Raw genomic sequence first — 22,710 nt, 5'->3', positions numbered from 1 at the left:
CAGACGACGACGGCAGGCGATTGCAATCAGCCCACCCTCGCCACAGAATTCGCACCACCGCAGCCTGGGCCCGGCAAAGACACGGGCTGCGGGGTAAATGCAGCAGATCAGCGAATGCCAGGGTGACCTGCCATTCGCTTTTTATTGCCTGCTATCAGGCCGCCAGGGCCAGATCGTCGACCTGGGCCTGGACGCCGACGGCGGTGGCCGAGGCAGCGTTGATGGCCGCGGTGATTTCGGCGAAGGTGTTGTTGGTGGACACCTGGTAAGTGGCCAGCAGGCTGTCGAGCACGCCTTCCAGGGCGGAGGTGTTGCCCTGCATCAGGCCGAAAATGGTCTGGTGGACTTCGTTGCCGGTACGGCCGGCACCCAGCACGGCATCCAGGTCCAGACCGGCGAAGGTCACCACGTCCTGCTGCAGGGTGAAATCACTGCCCTGACCACCGCCCAGACCGTAGCCCAGCGATACCTCGTCCAGCGCGCCCCACAGGTAGTGGTTGAAGTTGCTGCCGGCCGGAACCCCTGGGGTGAATACGTAGTGCAGGCCATTGGCGGTATCGCTGCCGGCGACGAAGGCATACTCGGAGCCGTTGGCACCATGGGTGGCGTACTCGCTGCCGTCGAAGGTGCCGGTGTTGAAGCCACCCGTGTTGCTGGTGCCATGACCCGCAGTGAAGAAACCGGTGGACCACTCGGACAGGTACTCGTCAACGGTGTAGTTGGCGAAGACGGCATCGTATGAAACGGAAAGGCTCATAACTGTTCCTCTGAACGTTTTGGTGGTTTGACGAAGGCTCCTGCCTTCGTTTTTGTCCTGAAGGACAAAATCGTTGACTGCAAGAAATCAGAACTTGTATTCCAGCATCCCGCTCAAGGTGCGACCGCGCGCCAGGGACAGGTTGTTGACGTCACCCATGGCCACGAAATAGGCCTGATCGGTGGCGTTTTCCAGAGCCAGCGTCAGGTTGATCTGCGGGGTCATCCAGTAGCTGGCAAAGAGGTCATAGACCTTGTATTTCGGCCACATCGCCTGATCGAGGGTGGCGTAGGTCGGGGTGTCCAGATTCGCGCCGTTGCCCTTGCTGTAACGCAGGCGACCGCCGACATCGAGGGTGTTGTCGAGGAAGCGCATGCCCAGGGTCAGCGAGCCGCGATCGGCCGGCATGTAGGTGGCGTTGCCCATGATGTTGCCGCAGCTGATCTGGTTGCTCATGGCATCGTTGGGAACTGCCTGGTTGACCGCGAACTGGCGCATCACGATACGGTTGCCCACCTGGACCGGGCGGGTCACGGTGCCGACGCGCACGGGGGTTTTCGCGCCGCCCATATAGAACTGCTGCGAACAGAAGTCGTTGGTCCCGATCATGTGGGTGTAGGAAAGGCGGCCGTAGTAACTGCCGGCGTCATAGTCCAGGGCGTATTCGACACCTCGAAAGCGCGTGGTCTCTTCGTTGTTCTGGTAGGCCATGCGCCCCAGCCCGATACCCGAAGCGGTTTCGTCCGGCAGGCTGACGTTGACGTCGAGGAACGAGAAGTTGTCGATCCGCGTGTCGAAGTAGGCGACTTTCAAGCCGAAGCGGTCGCCATCGCGCAACAACGACTCTTTGAAGATATTGAAGCCGAGCTCCCAATCGTGAGAGGTCTCCGGCTTGAGATACGGGTTGGGGTAGACCATCTCGGCGCCACCACCGGCGTGCGGGCGACCGGTCATGAACACCTCGGTGACCGCCGACGCACGCCAGCCACGTCCCCAGCGGGTGTAGAGCTGCAGCCAGTCCACTCCGGGCTTGACGGCGATGCCGAAGGTTGGCGAGAAGCGGCCCTGCTCGGTGGTCTCATCGAAGATCAGGTGCTGCTCGCTCTTGGCCGGCCCGCCTGTCTCATAAGGGCCTTCGGGATACATCCAGAGCGTCATGCCGCTTTCGCCACTGAGTCGATAACGGTCATAGCGCAGACCGGCATCAAGGGTCAGCCAGTCGTCGTGTTCATACTGGGCCTGGGCAAAGAGGCTGGCCGTCAGCTTCTTGCCTTCCGGGGTCGCCCCCTGCACATACGGGTAGGCCTGCTCGTTGGTCGACGGGATCCGGTCGGTCGCCGGCTTGAACTCGTCCTGGAACAGCTCGGTGCCGTAGGACAGGGTCAGCTTGTCTGCGGCCCCCATGTAAAAGCGCGAGGTGTTCTGCAGTTGCAGGCCCCAGGTGTCGGTCTGGAAGCGGTCATTGTAGGGGGCGTACCAGTTGCCGCTACCAATGCTCGCGGTGCTGCCGGCGTTCCAGCGGTCCATGCGGGTGCGCACGAAATACACTTTCGCCTTCACATCGATCAGGTCGTTGTCTGGGCTGAAGCTGTAGTCGAGCGAGGCATTTTTCGCATTGAGGTCGGTGGCACCACTACGCTGGTAATAGAACGAGTCGTTCTCGACATCGAACCAGGTCCAGGCGTCCTTGCTGTCGGTGTCGGTCTCGAGGTAGTTGAACTGCAGGCGCTGGTCCTGTGGCAGGTTGACCCCAACCTTGAACAGGCGCGAACGGGTCACGCTGCCCATGTCGCCGACTTCGTCCTCCACCCAGTCGTTCCAGGCGTTCGGCCAGACTTCGCGGGCACGGATCTGGGTACCCAGGTTGTCCTTGTCGTTGGTACCGGCGCGGTAATCGCCGAAGTGGCGCTCGCTGACGCCGAACAGCAGGTCGCCTTTCTCGTTACCGAAGGCGAACAGCGCACTGCCGTTGAAATAAGTGCCATTCCCCAGCTCGCCGATCCCGTGGCCGGCACGGATACGACCACCGTACTCCTTGTCCGGCCCGAGAAACTCGCTGGCCTGCACGGTGTTGAAGCTGGCGATGCCGCCGAGCACACCGGCGCCGCCCATGCCCGATTGCGAGCCCTTCTCGATCTCCACCGAGCTGATGAACTCCGGGTCCACCACCATGATGCCGTTGCGCTGCTGGTGGCCGTTGACGTTGAAGTTCTGGCGCATGCCATCGATGTTCATGTTGACCCGGCCGTAGTCCTGCACGCCGCGGATATTCACCGACAGACCCTGATCGCGCTGGTTGACCGCGGTGTAGACGCCGGCGGTTTCTTCCAGCATGTCGGCGGCATGGCGTGGTGGACGCTTGTCGATCTGCTCGCGGGTGATCACCGCCACCGAGCGCGGTTCGCTGTAGACCCAATCACCATCACCGCGGGACTGGATGCGGGTGGCGCCCAGCTCGATGGACTTGCCATCGTCGGCCAGGCGCTCCAGGCCGACCTGGTCGTTGCCGGTGAAGCGGTAGCGCACCGGGTTGCCGCCGAGCAGCAGGGCCAGGGCTTCGCGGGAGGTGTGCTCGCCATGCAGGCCATCGCTGCGCAGGCCGGCCAGCTTGCGGCTGTCGAAGAACACCTGGACCTTGGCCTGCTCGGCGAAGGCCAGCACGGCGCTGTCCAGGGACTGGGCCGGGATGTCGAAGCGGATCAGGGCCGTGCGCTGGGTCGCGCTCGAGGTCGGCTCGGCGGCCTGCACCGCGCCGATCCCCATCGGCAGGGTGCAGACGCCCAGCAGCAGATTGCAGGCCAGGGCAATCCGGTTGAGGCGCAATGGTCGTTGGTTTGGAGTGGTCACTTCATGTGGCTCGCTGTGTTGGCATTTTCTAGTAATGAAAATCAATCTCAACAATCAGACGAGCGGGGTAGGAAAAGTCAGTAAATAAATTTTCGGGAAAATTTCTGCAGGGGATTTTTGTGGGGTATTCGAGGGCCCTATCGCTGGCAAGCCAGCTCCCACAGGGTTCGCATAACCTGTGGGAGCTGGCTTGCCAGCGATGAGGCCCGGGAGAGCAACGAAGAAGAATCAGTAGATCAAGGTCAGCCCAGGCAAATCGACCCGCTTCACCTTCAGCTCATCGGTCAGCATCACCAGCGCCTGGTCCAGGTTGTCCAGGCGGAACATCCCGCTGACCTCGCGCCGCGCCAGCGCCGAATCAGTGATGAGTACATGACCGCCGCGATAGCGGTTGATCTGCTCCGCCACCTGCGCCAGCGGCTCGCGTTCGAAGATCAGCAGCCCGCGCTGCCAGGCACTGGCGCGCCGCGGGTCCTGCTCCGGCCAGGCACGAATACCGTGCTGCGGGTCATAGCGCAGGCTCTGCCCCTCCTCCAGCACCCGCTCGGCGACCCCGCTGGCCGGCGGCTCGATCAGGCTGACCCGGGTACTGTGCTCGAGCATCCCGACCCAGCCACCCTGCCCTTCACCGCCAACCACGAAACGCGTGCCCAGCGCCCGGGTGGTCGCCCCGGCGTATTCGACGACGAAAGGCCGCGTCTCCTTGCCAGCGACTGGCGCCGCATCAAACACCGCATCCCCGGACAACAGCCGCACACGCCGCTCGCTATCGCTGTAGGCAAGGCTGATGGCACTGCCACTGTCGAGCTCGACCTTGCTGCCGTCGGGCAGGATGACCTGGCGGATCTCCCCGCGGCTGGTGACATAGTCGGCATTCAGACGCTGGACGATTTCCGGCCCACGATCCACGGCGAATACCGCCACCAGCAACATGGCCGCCGTGCTCGCCACCCAGCGCAGGCGCGACCGCCGACGCCGACCGCCAATCGGTCTTGGCACTTCAGGCAACGCCACAGGCACCGGCTGCGGCTCATCCAGATACCCCAGGCGTCCAAGATCGGCCCAGGTCGCCCGGGCGAACGCCAACGCCCGTTCATGACGCGGATCGCACTCACGCCATTCAGCCAAGGCCTGCATCTGTCCGGGACTCAGGCACCCGGCATCCAGCAATACCGCCCACTCGGCGGCCTGCTCGCGAATTGCTTGCTCTGGCGGGATCTGGCTGCTCACACGGTTCTCTCGAATTCTGCTTATGTAAGGGCTGACGTCTGAAGGCGCATTTCCCAGTAAACCGTTCGTCATCCCGGTTCCTGCAGACACTGCATGACATAGGCCAGGGCCTTGGACAGATGCTTCTGCACCGAGCTGTCGGAGATTTCCAGGCGCCGGGCGACCTCGGCGTGGGTCAGCCCTTCGAGGCGGTTGAGTCGGAAGATCTCCCGGGTCCGCGGCGGCAGTTCGTTCATTGCCGCGCGCAGGCGGCGCATATGCTGCTCGGCGGCGGTGCTGTCTTCAAGGCCGGGGCTGTCTTCGACGATGCCTTCGAGGGCTTCATGCGGTACCAGATCGGTCTTGCGCCGCTGTTGCTGGCGCAAGTGGTCGATCATCAGGTTGTGCGCCGTGCGGTAAAGGTAGGCCGGCGTATTGTCGATACGCTCGACGGACTGCTGCTCCGCCAGGCGCAGGAAACTTTCCTGCACCAGGTCGGCCGCCAACTGCGGATCGCGCACCTTGCGCGTGAGCAGGCCCTGCAGGCTTTTCGCGTGCTTGAGGAACAGGCGCTTGAGGTCGGACTCCGCCACGCGAACTCCAGGAGGCTATCGGAAGGGAGGCGCCATGCTACTCGTTAGTGAGAATCACTTGCAAGAAGTCCGCGCCGCCCGTCCTATTCCTCGAAGAGTGCGTCGAGGGCCTGTTCCAGGCGGGTGACCGCGATCACCTGAAGGCCCGCCGGCGCTTCCTTCGGCGCATTGCCCTTGGGCACGATGGCGCGCTTGAAGCCGTGCTTGGCCGCTTCCTTCAGGCGCTCCTGGCCGCTCGGCACCGGACGCACCTCGCCCGACAGGCCGATCTCGCCGAACACCAGCAAGCCCTGGGACAGCGGCCTGTTGCGCAGGCTGGACATCACGGCCGCGATCAGCGCCAGGTCGGACGCGGTCTCCAGCACCTTGACCCCACCGACCACGTTGAGGAACACGTCCTGGTCGTGGGTAGGAATCCCGCCATGCCGGTGCAGGACCGCCAGCAGCATGGCCAGGCGGTTCTGGTCGAGGCCGAGGGTCACCCGGCGCGGGTTGGCGAGATGGCTGTCGTCCACCAGGGCCTGGACTTCCACCAGCATCGGCCGGGTGCCTTCCCAGGTCGCCATGACCACGCTACCCGGAACTTCGTCCTGGGTGCGGGTGAGAAAGATCGCCGAAGGGTTGGAGACTTCCTTCAGGCCACGGTCGGTCATGCCGAACACGCCCAGTTCGTTGACCGCGCCGAAGCGGTTCTTCACCGCCCGCAGCAGGCGCAGGCGGCCGTCGGATTCGCCCTCGAAATACAGCACGGTGTCGACCATATGCTCCAGCACCCGCGGGCCGGCCAGGGCGCCTTCCTTGGTCACGTGGCCGACCAGGAAGATCGCCGTGCCGCTCTGCTTGGCGTAGCGCACCAGCAGCGCCGCGCTTTCACGCACCTGGGCAACGCCGCCGGGCGCCGATTGCAGTTGCTCGGTGAAGATGGTCTGGATCGAGTCGATCACCATGACCTTGGGTTTTTCGCTGCGGGCGGTGGCAATGATGCTTTCGATGCAGGTCTCGGTCATCACCCGCAACTGGTCCAGCGGCAGGCCCAGACGCCGGCCGCGCATGGCCACCTGCTGCTGGGACTCTTCGCCGGTGACGTACAGCGCCGGCATGCGCGCGGCGATATGGCAAAGGGTCTGCAGGAGGATGGTCGACTTGCCGATCCCGGGGTCGCCGCCGATCAGCACCACCGAACCGTCCACCAGGCCGCCGCCGAGCACCCGGTCGAGTTCGGCGCTGGCGGTGGAGAAGCGCGGGATCTCCTCGATGGAGACTTCGGCCAGGGTCTTGATCTGCGCCTGTTGCCCGGCCCAGCCGGTGCGGCCGCTGGGCGCTGCAGCGCCGCCACTCTCGATCATGGTCTCGGTCAGGGTGTTCCAGGCGCCGCATTCACTGCATTGGCCGGCCCACTTCGGGAAGGTCGCACCGCACTCGGTGCAGCCGTACAAGCGCTTGGCCTTGGCCATGGGCAATCTCCTGGAAAAAGTCGCCATGATAGCCGCCGCGCCGGGACGGGTGCCAATCGCAAGCAAACCATTGGCTATCAGCGGGGTCATTTGTAATCGACGCAACGCATGAAGCGCTTCGCTGAATTACACTGCGTCGACCCACCTTCAATTGTTACAAGGAATAAACCATGGGCATGATCAGTGAATTCAAAGCCTTTGCGGTCAAGGGCAATGTCGTCGACATGGCCGTCGGTATCATCATCGGCGCCGCCTTCGGCAAAATCGTTTCATCTTTCGTCGGCGACGTGGTGATGCCACCCCTGGGCCTGTTGATTGGCGGAGTGGATTTCAGTGACCTGGCGATCACCCTGAAAGCGGCGCAAGGGGATACGCCGGCGGTGGTAATGGCCTACGGCAAGTTCATCCAGACGGTGGTGGACTTCCTGATCGTGGCGTTCGCGATCTTCATGGGGGTGAAGGCGATCAACCGGTTGAAGCGTGAAGAGGCGGTTGCGCCGTCGGTGCCGCCTGCGCCGACGCCGCAGGAGACCTTGCTGACCGAGATCCGGGATTTGCTCAAGGCTCAGAACAACAAGCCCTGAAGGCTTGCACGATACCTGTGGGAGCTGGCTTGCCAGCGATAGCGGTAGTGAATTCACCATTGCAATCGCTGGCAAGCCAGCTCCCACAGGGTCCTGCGCAAGGCAGTTACCAATAGGTTTCGACCGCCACCTGCCCCGGCCGCCGGCTCAGGCTCAGGTTCAGCCCCCGCGCCTTGAGCACCTGCCGGGTGTCGTCGATCATCTGCGGATTGCCACACAGCATCACCCGCGAATGCTCGGGAATCAGCTCCAGCCCTGCAGCCCGCTCCAGCTCGCCATTCTCGATCAGCGTAGTGATCCGTCCGTTCAGCGCCCCCGGATGCTCCTCGCGGGTCACCACCGGAATGAACTGCAACTTGCCGGCATATTCCGCCAGGTACTCGCGCTGCTCCAGCCCGGCAATCAAATCCAGGTAGGCCAGCTCACGGGCTTCACGCACCGAATACACCAGCTTGATCGTCTCGAACCGCTCCCAGGCTTCGAAGTCCTGGAGGATCGACAGGAACGGCGCGATCCCGGTCCCGGTGGCCAGCAACCACAGATCACGACCGTCGACAAAGCGATCGAGGGTCAGGTAGCCGAACGCCTGGCGGTCGATCAGCAATTCGTCGCCCTCGCGCAGGCGGCTCAGTTCGCTGGTGAACTCACCACCCGGAACGACGATGGAATAGAAATCCAGGTGTTCGTCGAACGGCGACGACACCATCGAATAAGCCCGCCAGACCACGCTGCCATCTGCCTTGCTCACGCCCAGGCGGGCGAACTGGCCGGCGCGGAAACGGAAACCGGCATCGCGGGTGGTGCGCAGGCTGAACAGGCTGGGGGTCAGCGGCTGGACGTCGAGCAGGGTTTGGCGGGTGTATTTCTCCGCGCTGGCAGTCATGGTTCGCTCCACAAATCAGGTGCGCCCAGTTTCGCCCAAAGCCGTGGGAATAAACACCACCGGTTTGTAGTGGCATGCCGTGTTTGCGGAGCGAAATGCATACACATCGCGTTTACCCGAACTGAGCGTTGCCGACCATGATCTGAGTCAAGTTATAGCGAAAAAAACCAAATACCGTGTAGGACAATTCCTATACTCAGCAGACGTCAATCGCTAACTTGGATCCATGTACAGGGAGCAACACGCAAATGCCGCATTGGAAGCAGGAGCAGCTCGAAAGCCTGATCGCCGAACAGGACCCCGAGCGCATCTTCGAATCCGCCCTGTCTTTGGCGCAGCAACTGGACATGGAGTACCTGAGCCTGGTGGTACAAAGCCAGGCCACGGGGATGACCCCGCAGATCATCATGTTCAACAACTACTCCGCCGAATGGAACGCCCATTACCAGGCCAGCAACTACCTCGCCCAGGACCCGACCTTCCAGCACTGCCGCCACTCGCTGATCCCCCTGCTCTGGGAGGACGCGGTGTTCAGCGAAACGCCGCAACTGCGCGAGGATGCCCGGGCCCACGGCCTGAGTCATGGCTGGAGCCAGGCGGCCCACGATATCCGCGGCAACAACAGCGTGCTGAGCCTGGTACGCAGCACCGGCAGCATCGACATCGGCGAGTTTTATGACAAGACCGGCCAGGCCCTGTGGTTGTGCAATGTCATGCACACGGTGATGGTCGAGCGGATCAACCCGCTGCAACCCAACGGCTTCGGTCTGTCCGACCGCGAGCGCGAGGTGCTGAAATGGTCGGCCGCCGGCAAGACGGCCTCCGATATCGCCTGCATCCTGACCCTGTCGCAGAGCACGGTGAACTTCCATATCCGCAGCGTGATCACCAAGATGCACGCCAACAACAAGGCCGGCGCCGTGGCCATCGCCGCCATGCACGGCCTGCTCTGACCCCGCGACGCGGCAAAGCCCTGTAGAATCGGCGCCTGTCTGTCACTGCCGCGCAGTGCCACCCATGCCCCAGAGCCTCGTACCATGCCTTTGCTGACCAGCCCCTTCGCCACACTCGACCTGATCCGCCAGCCCGAATACGCAAACGATCCACTGCAGGCCTTCGATGCTGCGGACGAATACCTGCTTGAGCATCTGGCCGCCCAGGGTCTGCCCGCCGGCGCGCGGGTATTGGTGCTCAACGACAGCTTCGGCGGCCTGGCGATCAGCCTGCGCGGGCAGTTCACGGTGACCAGCAGCGGCGACTCCTTCCTCGCCCGCCTCGGCCTGGAAAAGAACCTGCCGCGCAACGACCAACCCTGGGACGGCGTGACCTTCGTCCCGGCCAGCGAGGCCTGGCAAGGGCCGTTCGACCATGTGCTGGTGCGGGTGCCGAAGACCCTGGCGCTGCTGGAGGAACAACTGATCCGCCTGCACGGGCATCTGGCGCCCGGCGCCAAGGTGGTCGCCGGCGCGATGATCAAGCACCTGCCGCGGGCAGCCGGTGACTTGCTGGAGCAATACATCGGGCCGATGCAGGCGTCCCTGGCGCAGAAAAAGGCGCGCTTGCTGGTCGCCACCTTCGAGGACAAGCCTCTCGCCGTATCGCCTTACCCGACCCGTTACCGGCTGGACAAACCGGCGCTGGAGCTGGTCAACCATGCCAACGTGTTCTGCCGTGAAGGGCTGGATATCGGCACGCGCGCATTCCTCCCCCACCTGCCGCGCAACCTGGGCAGCGCACGGGTGGCGGACCTGGGTTGTGGCAACGGTGTGTTGGCGATCGCCAGTGCGCTGGACAATCCGCAGGCGCAATACACCCTGGTGGACGAGTCGTACATGGCGGTGCAGTCGGCGGCGGAGAACTGGCGGGCGGCGCTGGGCGAGCGCGAGGTCGAAGTGCGGGCTGCCGACGGGCTGGCCGGGCAGGCGGAGCAATCGCTGGACGTGGTGCTGTGCAACCCGCCGTTCCACCAGCAGCAGGTGGTCGGCGACTTCCTGGCCTGGCGCATGTTCCAGCAGGCGCGGGAGGCACTGGTGGTCGGTGGGGCGCTGTATATCGTCGGGAACCGGCACCTGGGTTATCACACCAAGCTGGCGCGACTGTTCCGGGGTGTGGAACAGGTGGCGGCGACGCCGAAGTTCGTGGTGCTGAAAGCCCGGAAATAGGCGGTGGTCTTACTGGCCCTATCGCTGGCAAGCCAGCTCCCACAAGGATCGCGTGCACCGCTAAACCTGTGGGAGCTGGCTTGCCAGCGATGAGGCCATCAGCAACAACACAAGGTCAGTGGGTACTCAGCCCCGCCGCACTCATGAACATCCGCATCAACCACGCCACCACCGCCAGGCTGGCCACGCTCAGCGCCCAGATCAGCGCCAGCCAGCCCAGCCGTTGCCACAGCGGCTTTTTCTCCGGCTCGAAAGTGTCCTTGCCCGTCATGCGCTGAACCCTCCTAGTGATAGCCATGTTCGTGGGTCACCTTGCCGCGGAACACGTAGTAGCTCCAGAAGGTGTAGCCAAGGATGAACGGCAGGATGAACAGCGTCCCCACCAGCATGAAGCCCTGGCTCTGCGGCGGCGCGGCGGCATCCCAGATCGAGATGGACGGCGGGATGATGTTCGGCCACAGGCTGATGCCCAAGCCGCTGTAGCCGAGGAAGATCAGCACCAGGGTCAGCAGGAACGGCGTGTAGTGGGCATTGCGTTTCACCGCCTGGAGCAACCCGTAGAAAGTCACCAGCACCAGCAGCGGGACCGGCATGAACCAGAACAGGTTGGGCATGCTGAACCAGCGTTCGCCGATCTGCGGGTAGGCCAGCGGCGTCCACAGGCTGACGATGCCGATCACCAGCAACAACACCAGCGCCAGCGGCCGGCCGAGGTTGTGCATCTGCTCCTGGAGCTTGCCCTCGGTCTTCATGATCAGCCAGGTGCAGCCAAGCAACGCGTAGGCGACGATCAGGCCCAGCCCGCTGAACAGACTGAACGGCGTGAGCCAGTCCAGCGTGCCGCCGGCGTACTGGCGGTCGACCACCTTGAAGCCCTCGATGAACGCGCCCAGGGCCACACCCTGGAAGAAGGTGGCGGTCAATGAGCCCCAGATGAACGCCTTGTCCCAGAGATGACGTTTGTCGGCCTTGGCCTTGAAGCGGAACTCGAAGGCCACGCCGCGGAAGATCAGCCCGATCAGCATCAGCATCAGCGGCAGGTACAGCGCCGAGAGCACCACCGAGTAGGCCAGCGGGAAGGCGCCGAACAGCCCCGCGCCGCCAAGCACCAGCCAGGTCTCGTTGCCGTCCCAGACCGGCGCCACGGTGTTCATCATCACGTCACGGTCCTGCTCGCCCTTGACGAAGGGGAAGAGGATGCCGATGCCCAGGTCGAAACCGTCCATGACCACGTACATCATCACCCCGAAGATGATGATCACGGCCCAGATCAGCGGAAGATCGATTCCCATGATTCAGTGTCCTTCTTTGTTCAGACTGACGTCGCCAGTGTCGTGATCGTCCTTGGCCGCGGACATGGGCCGTGCCGGAGTGCGTGGCTGGCCAGGACCACCCGGGTTGACCTCGTCGCCTTCGCCAGTCTTCGGCCCCTTGCGCACCAGGCGCATCATGTAGCCCAGGCCCGCGCCGAACAGGGCGAAGTACACCACCACGAACATGATCAAGGTGAAGCCGAGCTGGGCGTAGCTGTGGTTGGACGCGCCGTCTGCCGTACGCATCAGGCCGTAGACCACCCACGGCTGGCGTCCCACTTCGGTGGTGAACCAGCCGGCAAGAATGGCGATCAGCCCGGACGGCCCCATCCACAGGGCCAGGTGCAGGAACGGCCGCGAGCTGTACAGGGTGCCGCGCTTGCGCAGCCACAGGCTCCACAGGCCGACGAAGATCATCAGCATGCCCAGCCCGACCATGATGCGGAACGACCAGAACACCACGGTGGAATTGGGCCGGTCCTCGGGCGGGAAGTCCTTCATCGCCGGGACCTGCTTGTCCAGGCTGTGGGTCAGGATCAGGCTGCCGAGGGCCGGTATCTCCAGTTTGAAGTGCGTGGTCTCGGCCTTCATGTCGGGGATGCCGAAGAGGATCAGCGGGGTCGGTTCGTTGCCGACGTTTTCCCAGTGGCCTTCGATAGCGGCGATTTTCACCGGCTGGTGCTTGAGGGTGTTGAGGCCGTGGAAGTCACCGATCACCGCCTGGATCGGCGCAACGATCAGGGCCATCCACATGGCCATCGAGAGCATCTTGCGGATCGCCGGGTTGTCGCGCCCGCGCAGCAGGTGCCAGGCCGCCGAGGCGCCGACGAAGAAGGCGGTGGCGACGAAGGCCGCCGTGGCCATGTGCATCAGGCGATAGGGGAAGGACGGGTTGAAGATCACCGCCAGCCAGTCCGTCGGGATCACCCGGCCGTCGATGATCTCGAAGCCCTGGGGCGTCTGCATCCAGCTGTTGGAGGCGAGGATCCAGAAGGTCGAGACCAGCGTGCCGAGGGCCACCATCACCGTGGAGAAGAAGTGCAGGCCGCGGCCCACGCGGTTCCAGCCGAAGAGCATGACGCCGAGGAAGCCGGCTTCGAGGAAGAACGCGGTGAGCACCTCGTAGGTCAGCAAGGGGCCGGTCACCGCGCCGGCGAAATCGGAGAAGCGGCTCCAGTTGGTGCCGAACTGGTAGGCCATGACCAGCCCGGAGACCACCCCCATGCCGAAGTTCACGGCAAAGATCTTCGACCAGAAATGGTAGAGGTCGCGGTAGACCGCTTCGTTGGTTTTCAGCCACAGGCCTTCGAGCACCGCAAGATAGCTGGCGAGGCCGATGGTGATGGCAGGGAAAATGATGTGAAAGGAAATGGTGAACGCAAACTGCATTCGGGCGAGATCGAGTGCCTCTGATCCGAACATGGTGCTTCCTCTGTCAGGTAAACCGGCGTCAGGGTCCGTTGCCTTGACGCCAACTTGCCCCCTTGGTGGTGGAGTGCGACCCGTTGGAATTGTTCTGTTTGATTTCCCACCGCAGGGATTGGCGGCCTGATGGCCTGGCGCCGATGATCAATCGTTGCAAATACAAGTATTGATACAGATCAACGTCAGGGAGAAAGGATAGTCCCGAAAGTCCCACGCGGTTCTGTGGTTGTTTGCCGCGTGACCGGTTGCCCCACCCCCTTTACGAAAGCGGCAATCGGTGCGCTGACCGCACGGGTTTTCATGTTTCCTGCAACCTTTTGTTACAGCCTGGTGTTACGCTGCACCACCCCTCCCCAGAATGAAGACCCCGCCCTCGATGTCTGCCCAGGCTCCGTTGTTGTTGCGTCATCACCGTCCTTTCCTGTCCTTCTGGCTGGCCCGGGTGTTTACCGCCAGCGGCTTCCAGATGCTCACCGTGGCCATCGGCTGGCACCTCTATCAACTGACCGGCAACGTGCTCGACCTCGGCCTGGTCGGCCTGGTGGAGTTCGCCCCGCGGGTGCTGTTCATGCTGCACACCGGGCATGTCGCCGACCGCTATGACCGGCGCCGCGTGGCCGCGCTGTGCCAAAGCCTGCAGGCGTTGATCGCCCTGTCCCTGGCGGTGGCCAGCAGCACGGATGCGGTGACCCGTGAGCTGATCTTCATCCTCGCCTTCCTCCTTGGTGCGGCGCGCTCCTTCGAGATGCCGGCGACCCAGGCGCTGCTGCCCAACGTGGTGCCTTCGCAGCTGTTCCCCCGGGCAGTAGCGGCCTCGGCCTCGGCAATGCAGTCGGCGACCATCGTCGCGCCGGCACTGGGCGGGTTTCTCTATGCCTTCGGCAGTGTCTGGGTATACGGCCCGACCGTGTGCCTGTACGTGATCGCCTGCTGCCTGACCCTGAGCCTGACGTCGCGGCAGACCCCGCTGGCCCAGGGCCGCGCCAGCCTCGAGTCGTTGATGGCGGGGATCCGCTTTATCCGCAGCCGCCCGGACATCCTCGGGGCGATCTCCCTCGACCTGTTCGCCGTGCTGCTGGGCGGTGCCACCGCGCTGCTGCCGGTGTTCGCCAAGGACATCCTGCTCACCGGCGCCTGGGGCCTGGGCCTGCTGCGCTCGGCGCCGGCGGTGGGGGCGTTGCTGATGTCGCTGTGGCTGGCGCGCTTCCCGGTGGAGCGCAAGGTCGGGCGGGTGATGTTCACCGCGGTGGGGATATTCGGCGTGGCGACCATCGCCTTCGGCCTGTCCACCTCGTTCTGGTTCTCCCTGGCGGTACTGGCGGTGCTGGGCGCGGCGGACATGATCAGCATGGTGATCCGCGGCGCCTTTGTGCAACTGGAGACGCCGGACGAGATGCGCGGGCGGGTCAGTGCGGTGAACGGCTTGTTCATCGGGGCTTCGAACCAGTTGGGCGAATTCGAGTCCGGGGTGACGGCGCACTGGTTCGGCACGGTGCCAGCAGTGGTACTGGGCGGAGTCGGCACGCTGGTGGTGACCGGGGTGTGGATCAAGCTGTTCCCGACGCTGGCGGGGCGGGATCATATGCATAGCCGGCGGTCGGACAGCTGACTTAAGGACCCTGCAAAACCCTGTGGGAGCTGGCTTGCCAGCGATAGGGCCCGACCTGACAACATCATTGCCCTTGCCGGCCTCATCGCTGGCAAGCCAGCTCCCACAGGGGCCAAGGTGTTCTCTTCTGCCCTGCCCGTTGGACGCATTACCCTCTGCCAGCCATGCTGGTATGATGCGCGGCTTTTTTCCGGCCCGGTCGAAACAGCGCCAAGCGGTACGCTTTGTGCTTTCCTGACCGGACCGACAATTTTCGGCGCGGGCGCGCCACGGGGAGCAGGACATGCTGGAAAGGCTGTTTCAACTGAAAGCACACGACACCAATGTGCGGACCGAGATCCTGGCGGGCGTGACCACGTTCCTGGCCATGGCCTACATTCTCTTCGTCAACCCGAGCATCCTCGGCGAGACCGGCATGGACAAGGGCGCGCTGTTCGTCGCCACCTGCCTGGCGGCGGCCATCGGCTCCGTGACCATGGGCATCATCGCCAACTACCCGATCGCCCTGGCGCCGGGCATGGGCCTGAACGCCTTCTTCACCTACACCGTGGTCCTGCACATGGGCCACACCTGGCAAGTGGCGCTGGGGGCGGTATTCATTTCGGCGGTGCTGTTCTTCCTGTTGTCGATCTTCCGCATCCGCGAGTGGATCGTGAACAGCATCCCGCTGCCGCTGCGCTCGGCCATCGCTGCCGGTATCGGCCTGTTCCTGGCGCTGATCGCCCTGCATAACGCAGGCATCGTCGTCGATAACCCGGCGACCCTGGTGGGCCTGGGCGACCTCAAGCAACCCGCTCCGATCCTCGCCACCCTGGGCTTCTTCCTGATCGTCGCGCTGGAGGCCATGAAAGTTCGTGGCGCCGTGCTGATCGGCATCCTCGCCGTGACCATCGCCTCCATCGCCCTCGGCGTCACGCCGTTCGGCGGCCTGGTGTCGATGCCGCCATCGCTGGCTCCGACCTTCCTGCAACTGGACATCAAGGGTGCCCTGGACGTCGGCCTGGTCAGCGTGATCTTCGCCTTCCTGTTCGTCGACCTGTTCGACAACTCCGGCACCCTGATCGGCGTCGCCAAGCGCGCCGGCCTGATGCGCAAGGACGGCCACATGCCGAAGATGGGCCGCGCCCTGATCGCCGACAGCACCGCAGCCATGGCCGGTTCGCTGCTGGGTACCTCGACCACCACCAGCTACATCGAATCGGCAGCGGGCGTCAGCGCCGGCGGCCGCACCGGCCTGACCGCCATCGTGGTTGCGATCCTGTTCCTCCTGGCGCTGTTCTTCGCGCCGCTGGCCGGTAGCGTGCCGGCCTTCGCCACGGCGCCAGCGCTGCTGTTCGTCGCCGTGCTGATGGCTTCGGGCCTGGCTGAAATCAACTGGGAAGACATCACCGAGGCCGCACCGGTGATGATCACCGCCCTGGCCATGCCGCTGACCTATTCGATCGCCAACGGCATCGCCTTCGGCTTCATCTCCTGGACCGCGATCAAGCTGCTCTCCGGCCGTCGCCAGGACCTGAACCCGGCGCTGGTGATCCTCTCCATCCTGTTCGTCATCAAGCTGGGCTGGTTCAACGCATGAGTGCTGTCTTCGACCCTTCCACCTACGACCAGCAACTCGCGGCCAAGGTCGAGCGCCTGCGCGAGCTGCTGGCGCCGTTCGACGCGCCGGAGCCGGCGGTATTCGACTCGCCGCGCGAGCACTACCGCCTGCGCGCCGAGTTCCGCCTGTGGCGCCAGGACGGCCAGCGCCACTACGCGATGTTCGCTCCGGGGGAAAAGAACTCGCCGATCCTGATCGACGATTTCCCCATCGCCAGCCAGCGCATCAATGAGCTGATGCCGCGCATGAAAAGCGCCTGGCAGGCCAGCGAGGCGCTGAGCAACAAGCTGTTCCAGGTGGAGTTCCTGACCACCCTGGCCGGCGATGCGATGGTCACCCTGTGCTACCACCGTCCGCTGGACGAGCAGTGGGAAGCCGAGGCGCGGCTGCTGTCTGCCGAGCTGGGCGCAAGCATCATCGGCCGCTCCAAGGGCAAGCGCCTGGTGATCGGCCGGGATTACGCGGTGGAAGAGCTGCAGGTGGCGGGACGGACCTTCCGTTATCGCCAGCCGGAAGGCGCCTTCACCCAGCCCAACGGCCAGGTCAACCAGAAGATGCTCGGCTGGGCCTATGACGCCCTGGGCCAGCGCGAGGACGACCTGCTGGAGCTGTATTGCGGCAACGGCAACTTCACCCTGCCCCTGGCCACCCGGGTGCGCAAGGTGCTGGCGACCGAGATCAGCAAGACTTCGGTGAATGCGGCCCTGCACAACCTCGATGACAATGCCGTGGATAACGTGCGGCTGGTGCGGCTGTCGGCGGAAGAGCTGACCGAAGCGCTGAATGAAGTGCGGCCGTTCCGCCGGCTGGAAGAGATCGACCTGAAGAGCTACGGGTTCGGCAGCGTGTTCGTCGATCCGCCACGTGCGGGGATGGACCCGGATACCTGCGAGCTGACCCGGCGCTTCGACAATATCCTGTACATCTCCTGCAACCCGGAGACGCTGGCGGCGAACATTGCCCAATTGCATGACACCCACCGGGTGGAGCGCTGTGCGTTGTTTGACCAGTTCCCGTATACCCACCATATGGAGAGTGGGGTTCTGCTGGTTCGGCGCTAGCCTCTCGGGCCTCATCGCTGGCAAGCCAGCTCCCACAGGGTTCTGCAGCGCCGCGGACACTGTGGGAGCTGGCTTGCCAGCGATGAGGCCCGAAAGATCAACACATCAGCAAAGGCACCACCTGATCGGCATCGGTCAACGCCCCATGATGCCCCTGCCAGCGACTCGCTGCCGGCTCCACCACACTGCGAATGATCCCCCCGCCGCCATTCGGCACCACGATCAGGTCCCCGACCCGCCCTTCCGCCTGGCTCAGCATCACATCGCCGAACAACCCGCCAGCGATCGCCTCGGCCTTGCTCAGCACGGTATACGAATCCCCCAGCCGATCCCGCCAGCGTTCCAGCACCCGGTCATGCCGCGCAGCATCGATATACACATGCCGCGCCCGGATATCCCCGGCCACGGCCAGCACACTCTCCTGCAACCCCGGCTCACGGTCGAAATCCACGACCTCGGCGCTGTCCAGACCAAGCATGCCGTGGTCGGCAGTGACCAGCAGCCGCGCGCCTTGCGGCAGTTGCTGGAAGATCGCCTCGGCCAGCTTGTCCGCAACCCGCAACTGCGCCAGCCAGGCTTCGGAGCCGGGGCCGAACAGATGCCCGGCGAAGTCCAGGTCGGCAAAATAAGCGAAGCAGTAGGCAGGCGCATTGACGCTCAGCGCCTCGCGCACCAGCTCCGGATAGGCGTAGTAGGACGGCGCACCGAGAATCTGCGAGCCGCGATAGATCGCCCGGGTGTACGCCGAGTCGGCATAGCGTGCCGGCATCACCGTGCTGATTCGCAGGCCCTGCTCGCTGGCCTGCTCCCAGGCGGTCTGCGGCACGATGAAGCGTTCCGGCGGCGGCGCAGAGGTAAACGCCTTGTCCACCAGGAACGGCGCACAGCTCCAGGTCAGCGGCGAGAATTCGCTATCGGCATCCAGGGCGAAACTGCACCCGACGATCCCGTGCGCCCCACTGCCCAGCCCCGAGGACAGGGCCGCCAGGCTCGCTGCGGTCGTAGCGGGAAAGCCGACGCGAAACACGCCTTCCGGGCGCAGCAACGCCGCCAGGAACGGCGCCTGCCCGGCGTGCTCCAGCAGCAATTCATGCCCCAGGCCATCGATCAGCAACAGGCAGGTGGCCGACGAAGGCGCCAGGTCGAAGGCATTGCGCAAGCCCACCGCGCCCAGCGCGGCGAGAATCGACTGGCTCAGGTTGGCCAGTCCAGGCCAGGTGTGCTGCTGGGTAACGTCCATTTTCACCGCCATGTGCGGCCCTCCTCCGTGTTCGAAGCACAAGGTGTAGCACGACCCTGTTCGATCAGCGAACACTAAAAGTCGCCGGCAGTTGATTACTTTTAACCAAACGGTACATTTTGTCGTAACTCCTTTTCCAATCGCCAAGAACAACAACGGAGTCTTACCGATGAATCTGGCCAAACCGCCCGGCGTTCTCGCCGGCCTGATCGGCGCGGGCATCCAGGCCTCGCGCACCCCGGCGCTGCACGAACACGAAGGCGCCGCCCAGGGCCTGAACTACCTGTACCGGCTGATCGACCTCGACCAGCTCAAGCTCGACAGCACCGCCCTCGAAGAACTGCTGACCGCCGCCCAGTACATGGGCTTCACCGGCCTGAACATCACCTTCCCGTGCAAGCAGGCGATCCTGCCGTTGCTCGACGACCTGTCGCCGGAAGCCCGGGGCATCGGCGCGGTGAATACCGTGGTGCTCAAGGATGGCCGGCGTGTCGGCCACAACACCGATTGCCTGGGCTTTGCCGAAGGCTTCCGCCGCGGCCTGACCGACGCCTCGCGCCAGCGCGTGGTGCAGATGGGTGCCGGTGGTGCAGGTGCCGCCGTGGCCCATGCCCTGCTCAGCGAAGGTGTGGAACAGCTGACCATTTTCGATGTGGAAAGCGAACGGGCCCAGGCCCTTGTGGATAACCTCAACCAGCACTTCGACGGGACCCGCGCCAAGGTCGGCCATGACCTCGACAGCGCCATGCAAGCCGCCTGCGGCCTGGTCAACACCACGCCCATGGGCATGGCCAAGCTGCCGGGCATGCCGGTGCCGAAGGCGCTGCTGCGCGCAGAATTGTGGGTGGCGGAGATCGTCTATTTCCCGCTGGAAACCGAACTGCTCAAGGAAGCCCGCGCCCTGGGCTGCCGCACCCTGAACGGCGCGACCATGGCGGTGTACCAGGCGGTCAAGGCGTTCGAGCTGTTCAGCGGCATCAGCCCGGATCCATCGCGGATGACCGAACACTTCCACAGCCTGGGCAACTGACGCAAAGCGCACCGCGGGGCAAGCCCGCGGTGTGGATCAAGCCTGCAGGTAACGCAGGACCGACTCGCAGATCATTTCCTTGTGCCGGGCCTTGACGGCCTGGTCTTCGAAATCGATCTGGAATATTTCGCCGAAGGTGTGGCGGTTGGACACCCGGTAGAAACAGAACGAGCTGATCAGCAAATGCACGTCCAGTGCATCCAGCCCCTTGCGGAACAGACCTTCGTCGGCGCCCCGGCGGAGGATCTCGTCCAGCGCCCGCAATACCGTGTTGTTCATCGAACGGATCGCCGTGGACTGCTTGACGAATTCGCCGTGGTGCATGTTCTCGTTGCACACGATGCGCACGAAATCGACGTTGCGGTCATGGTGGTCGAAGGTGAACTCGATCAGCCGGCGGATGCCGGTGCGCGGTTCCAGCTCGTCCAGGTGCAGGTTGCTTTCAGTGCTGCGGATATCGCCGTAGAGCTTCTCCAGCACCTCGACGTACAACTGCTCCTTGCTGTTGAAGTAGTAGTAGATCATCCGCTTGGAGGTCTGGGTGCGCTCGGCGATGGCGTCGACCCGCGCACCGGCCAGGCCTTGATGGACGAACTCGGTGATCGCCGCCTGGAGAATGTTCTCGCGGGTCTTTTCCGGATTGTTCTTGCGACCTTTGCGCGGCGTGGTGGCCGTCGCCTCGGCGAGTGCGGGGGTAGTCGTCATACGGGACTCGGTGGCCTTCGATTAACGGCGCAATTATGGGCCCCGGTTGCACCAGAAGAAAGCCTTGGGGCTTGTAGGGGGATAGACCTTGAGTTGTGAGGTGTTGCTGAGGGCCCTATCGCTGGCAAGCCAGCTCCCACAGAGTCCGCGGTGATCACCAGATCCCTGGCAAGCGCTGACTGCCACAGGGTTAGCGGTGCACGCTATCCCTGTGGGAGCTGGCTTGCCAGCGATGAGGCCCTCAAGCCTTACAACTTGGCGTGTCTCAGGCCACCACTGCGCGCCTTGGCCATCGCCGCCAGGCGCACCGCCACGTTCGCCGCCCCGTACCCGGCATAGCCATTGCGCCGCTGGATCACCTCGAAGAAGAAGCGATCCTCGAACGGCTCGGTGTACACATGGAACAGCTCGCCACCATTGGCATCGCGGTCATACAGCACGTTGTAGTACGCCAGTTCGCTGAGGAACTCGTCGTCGAAATCGAAGCGCGCCGCCAGGTCGTCGTAGTAGTTCAGCGGGATGTCCAGCAGGGCCACGCCCGCCTCCTTGGCCTTCTTCACCGCGGTGAAGATGTCCTCGCAATCGAAGGCGATGTGATGCACGCCCGAGCCACGGTAGTGCGACAGGGCATGGGAGATCGCCGTATTGCGGTTCTCCGAGATGTTCAGCGGCAGGCGGATGCTGCTGCACTGGCTGCGCAGCGCGCGGCTTTTCACCAGGCCGTAAGGGTCCGGCAGCACCACTTCGTCGTCGGCCTTGAAGTCCAGCAGGCTCTTGTAGAACAGCACCCAGGTGTCCAGGCCATCGGCCGGCAGGGCCATGGCCATGTGGTCGATGCGGGTCAGGCCGAGGCTGTTCGCGGCCTCGGCGCCCTTGAGACTGAAGTCGGTGTCGTAGATGGTCTGGCCATCGGCGCCCTGGTCCACCAGGTAGATCAGGCTGCCATCCGGCGCACGGACTGCCGCCAGCTCGCGTTCGTTCGGACCGACCAGGCCGCGATAGGGCTGGCCGTGATAACCCACGGCACGGGCCAGGGCCTTGGCGCTGTCCTTGACCCGCACAGCAGTGGCGCACAGCGACGGGCCGTGGCTTTCGAAGAAGTTGTGGGCGAAGGAGTACGGCTCGGCGTTGAGGATCAGGTTGATATCGCCCTGGCGCAGCAGGCTGACATTCTTCGAGCGATGCTGGCCGACCTTGGCGAAGCCAAGGCCTTGCAGCCAGCCACCGAGCTTGGCACCGGAGGCATCGTCCACGGCGAATTCGAGGAATTCGACGCCGTCATAGGTATCCGCCGCCGGCGGCGCGAACAGCAGGTCCGGTTCCGCGGCAACGGCCGGCGCGGTCTGCAGCAGGCGCTCGCGGGTCTTCTCCTCGAGGTACAGCAGCGAACGCAGGCCGTCGGCGGCATTGGCCCGAGGCGGCGCGGCGCGGAAGCCATCGTTGAAGATTTCCAGGGACAGCGGGCCGCGATAACCGGCCTTTAGGATCGGCGCGAGGAACGCCGGCAGGTCGAACTCGCCCTGGCCCGGGAAGCAGCGGAAATGCCGGCTCCACTCCAGCACGTCCATGGCCAGGATCGGCGCGTCGGCCATCTGCACGAAGAAGATCTTGTCGCCCGGTACCTCGGCGATCCCGCTCGGATCGCCTTTGATCGAGTAGGTGTGGAAGCTGTCGAGGATCATCCCCAGCGCCGGGTGGTTCGCCTCGCGAACGATGTCCCAGACCTGCTGCCACTGGTTGACGTGGCGGCCCCAGGCCAGCGCTTCATAGCCAATACGCAGGTTGCGCGCGCCGGCACGCTCGGCCAGCAGGCCCAGGTCATCGACGAGAATCTGCTTGTCGCCCAGGGCATCGGCGGCAACGTTGCTGCACACCAGCACCAAATCGGTGCCCAGTTCCTGCATCAGGTCGAACTTGCGCTCGGCGCGGTCGAGGTTGCGCGACAGACGGTCGCGACGGCAGCCTTCGAAGTCGCGGAACGGCTGGAACAGGGTGATATCCAGGCCCAGGTCGGCGCAGCGCTGGCGGATTTCACGGGGGCTGCCGTCGTAGTAGAGCAGGTCGTTTTCAAAGATCTCGACACCGTCGAAACCCGCGGCGGCTATGGCTTCGAGCTTTTCCGGCAGGGTGCCGCTCAGGGACACGGTGGCAATCGAACGCTGCATCTTCAGTCTCCTACGGGCAGGCAGTGCCCAAACTTGTGAGAATTATTGGCCGGGGCGAAAATCCGCTCAAGAA

The 22,710-nt window shown here is 64.1% G+C and carries 19 protein-coding genes; 7 read left to right on the top strand and 12 right to left on the bottom strand.

The window, feature by feature from the left end; translation table 11 throughout:
• Positions 1-154: 154 nt before the first annotated feature.
• The 5 genes from AC2CQI_RS23985 to radA form a co-directional block, all read right to left on the bottom strand.
• The gene (locus AC2CQI_RS23985) at positions 155-757 is read right to left on the bottom strand and encodes a heme acquisition protein HasA (protein WP_484578088.1); all 603 of its coding nucleotides are present in this window, start codon (positions 755-757) and stop codon (positions 155-157) included.
• Positions 758-844: 87 nt separating this feature from the next.
• On the bottom strand, positions 845-3,520 hold the full coding sequence (locus AC2CQI_RS23980; RefSeq protein WP_484580660.1) for a TonB-dependent receptor: 2,676 nt from the start codon (positions 3,518-3,520) through the stop codon (positions 845-847).
• A 312-nt stretch (positions 3,521-3,832) separates the two neighbouring features.
• Positions 3,833-4,834 carry a FecR family protein gene (locus AC2CQI_RS23975; protein ID WP_484578087.1) on the bottom strand — a complete coding sequence of 334 codons (1,002 nt, stop codon included), beginning with the start codon at positions 4,832-4,834 and terminating at the stop codon, positions 3,833-3,835.
• 68 nt (positions 4,835-4,902) lie between these two features.
• Positions 4,903-5,406 carry an RNA polymerase sigma factor gene (locus AC2CQI_RS23970; RefSeq protein WP_075801526.1) on the bottom strand — a complete coding sequence of 168 codons (504 nt, stop codon included), beginning with the start codon at positions 5,404-5,406 and terminating at the stop codon, positions 4,903-4,905.
• An 83-nt stretch (positions 5,407-5,489) separates the two neighbouring features.
• A complete protein-coding gene (gene radA, locus AC2CQI_RS23965) occupies positions 5,490-6,860 on the bottom strand; it encodes a DNA repair protein RadA (protein WP_075801527.1) in 1,371 nt (456 codons plus the stop codon).
• A gap of 170 nt (positions 6,861-7,030) precedes the next feature.
• On the opposite strand from radA, the gene mscL reads away from it, so the two are divergent.
• Positions 7,031-7,444, top strand: coding sequence for a large-conductance mechanosensitive channel protein MscL (mscL, locus tag AC2CQI_RS23960; RefSeq protein ID WP_075801528.1), 414 nt, complete (start codon positions 7,031-7,033; stop codon positions 7,442-7,444).
• Between the two features lie 106 nt (positions 7,445-7,550).
• Here mscL and AC2CQI_RS23955 read toward each other — a convergent pair whose 3' ends face one another.
• Positions 7,551-8,327 (bottom strand): ferredoxin--NADP reductase, encoded by a 777-nt coding sequence (locus AC2CQI_RS23955; protein WP_484578086.1) that lies wholly within the window; start codon positions 8,325-8,327, stop codon positions 7,551-7,553.
• A gap of 248 nt (positions 8,328-8,575) precedes the next feature.
• On the opposite strand from AC2CQI_RS23955, the gene AC2CQI_RS23950 reads away from it, so the two are divergent.
• Positions 8,576-9,280 carry an autoinducer binding domain-containing protein gene (locus AC2CQI_RS23950; RefSeq protein WP_075801530.1) on the top strand — a complete coding sequence of 235 codons (705 nt, stop codon included), beginning with the start codon at positions 8,576-8,578 and terminating at the stop codon, positions 9,278-9,280.
• A gap of 84 nt (positions 9,281-9,364) precedes the next feature.
• Positions 9,365-10,489, top strand: a complete 1,125-nt coding sequence (locus tag AC2CQI_RS23945) for a methyltransferase (protein WP_484578085.1) — start codon at positions 9,365-9,367, stop codon at positions 10,487-10,489.
• A 115-nt stretch (positions 10,490-10,604) separates the two neighbouring features.
• Here the strand turns inward: AC2CQI_RS23945 and AC2CQI_RS23940 are convergent, their stop codons facing one another.
• The 3 genes from AC2CQI_RS23940 to AC2CQI_RS23930 are packed head-to-tail and all read right to left on the bottom strand — an operon-like array spanning position 10,605 to position 13,224.
• Positions 10,605-10,760 (bottom strand): DUF2474 domain-containing protein, encoded by a 156-nt coding sequence (locus AC2CQI_RS23940; protein ID WP_484578084.1) that lies wholly within the window; start codon positions 10,758-10,760, stop codon positions 10,605-10,607.
• Positions 10,761-10,773: 13 nt separating this feature from the next.
• Entirely contained in the window at positions 10,774-11,781 is a 1,008-nt protein-coding gene (gene cydB, locus AC2CQI_RS23935; RefSeq protein ID WP_484578083.1) for a cytochrome d ubiquinol oxidase subunit II, read from the bottom strand.
• 3 nt (positions 11,782-11,784) lie between these two features.
• Positions 11,785-13,224, bottom strand: coding sequence for a cytochrome ubiquinol oxidase subunit I (locus AC2CQI_RS23930; RefSeq protein WP_484578082.1), 1,440 nt, complete (start codon positions 13,222-13,224; stop codon positions 11,785-11,787).
• A 379-nt stretch (positions 13,225-13,603) separates the two neighbouring features.
• Between AC2CQI_RS23930 and AC2CQI_RS23925 the strand changes: the two genes are divergently transcribed.
• The 3 genes from AC2CQI_RS23925 (at position 13,604) to trmA (ending at position 17,497) form a co-directional block, all read left to right on the top strand.
• Complete coding sequence (locus AC2CQI_RS23925; RefSeq protein WP_484578081.1) at positions 13,604-14,836, top strand: MFS transporter; 1,233 nt, start codon at positions 13,604-13,606, stop codon at positions 14,834-14,836.
• 283 nt (positions 14,837-15,119) lie between these two features.
• Positions 15,120-16,415, top strand: coding sequence for an NCS2 family permease (locus tag AC2CQI_RS23920; RefSeq protein WP_075801535.1), 1,296 nt, complete (start codon positions 15,120-15,122; stop codon positions 16,413-16,415).
• Complete coding sequence (trmA, locus tag AC2CQI_RS23915) at positions 16,412-17,497, top strand: tRNA (uridine(54)-C5)-methyltransferase TrmA (protein WP_484578080.1); 1,086 nt, start codon at positions 16,412-16,414, stop codon at positions 17,495-17,497. The genes AC2CQI_RS23920 and trmA overlap by 4 nt, the downstream gene beginning before the upstream one ends.
• 97 nt (positions 17,498-17,594) lie before the next feature.
• Here the strand turns inward: trmA and AC2CQI_RS23910 are convergent, their stop codons facing one another.
• Positions 17,595-18,749, bottom strand: coding sequence for an alkaline phosphatase family protein (locus AC2CQI_RS23910; protein ID WP_484578079.1), 1,155 nt, complete (start codon positions 18,747-18,749; stop codon positions 17,595-17,597).
• Between the two features lie 157 nt (positions 18,750-18,906).
• On the opposite strand from AC2CQI_RS23910, the gene AC2CQI_RS23905 reads away from it, so the two are divergent.
• Positions 18,907-19,767 (top strand): shikimate dehydrogenase, encoded by an 861-nt coding sequence (locus AC2CQI_RS23905; RefSeq protein WP_484578078.1) that lies wholly within the window; start codon positions 18,907-18,909, stop codon positions 19,765-19,767.
• 36 nt (positions 19,768-19,803) lie between these two features.
• Here AC2CQI_RS23905 and AC2CQI_RS23900 read toward each other — a convergent pair whose 3' ends face one another.
• Positions 19,804-20,472 carry a TetR/AcrR family transcriptional regulator gene (locus tag AC2CQI_RS23900; protein WP_075801537.1) on the bottom strand — a complete coding sequence of 223 codons (669 nt, stop codon included), beginning with the start codon at positions 20,470-20,472 and terminating at the stop codon, positions 19,804-19,806.
• Positions 20,473-20,720: 248 nt separating this feature from the next.
• A complete protein-coding gene (quiC, locus tag AC2CQI_RS23895) occupies positions 20,721-22,637 on the bottom strand; it encodes a 3-dehydroshikimate dehydratase QuiC (RefSeq protein WP_484578077.1) in 1,917 nt (638 codons plus the stop codon).
• Positions 22,638-22,710: the final 73 nt, after the last annotated feature.

The sequence above is a fragment of the Pseudomonas sp. P2S-1 genome (assembly GCF_057197725.1).
Note: the sequence above shows the minus strand (reverse complement) of the source record. Positions and strands in the feature narration are given on the sequence as shown.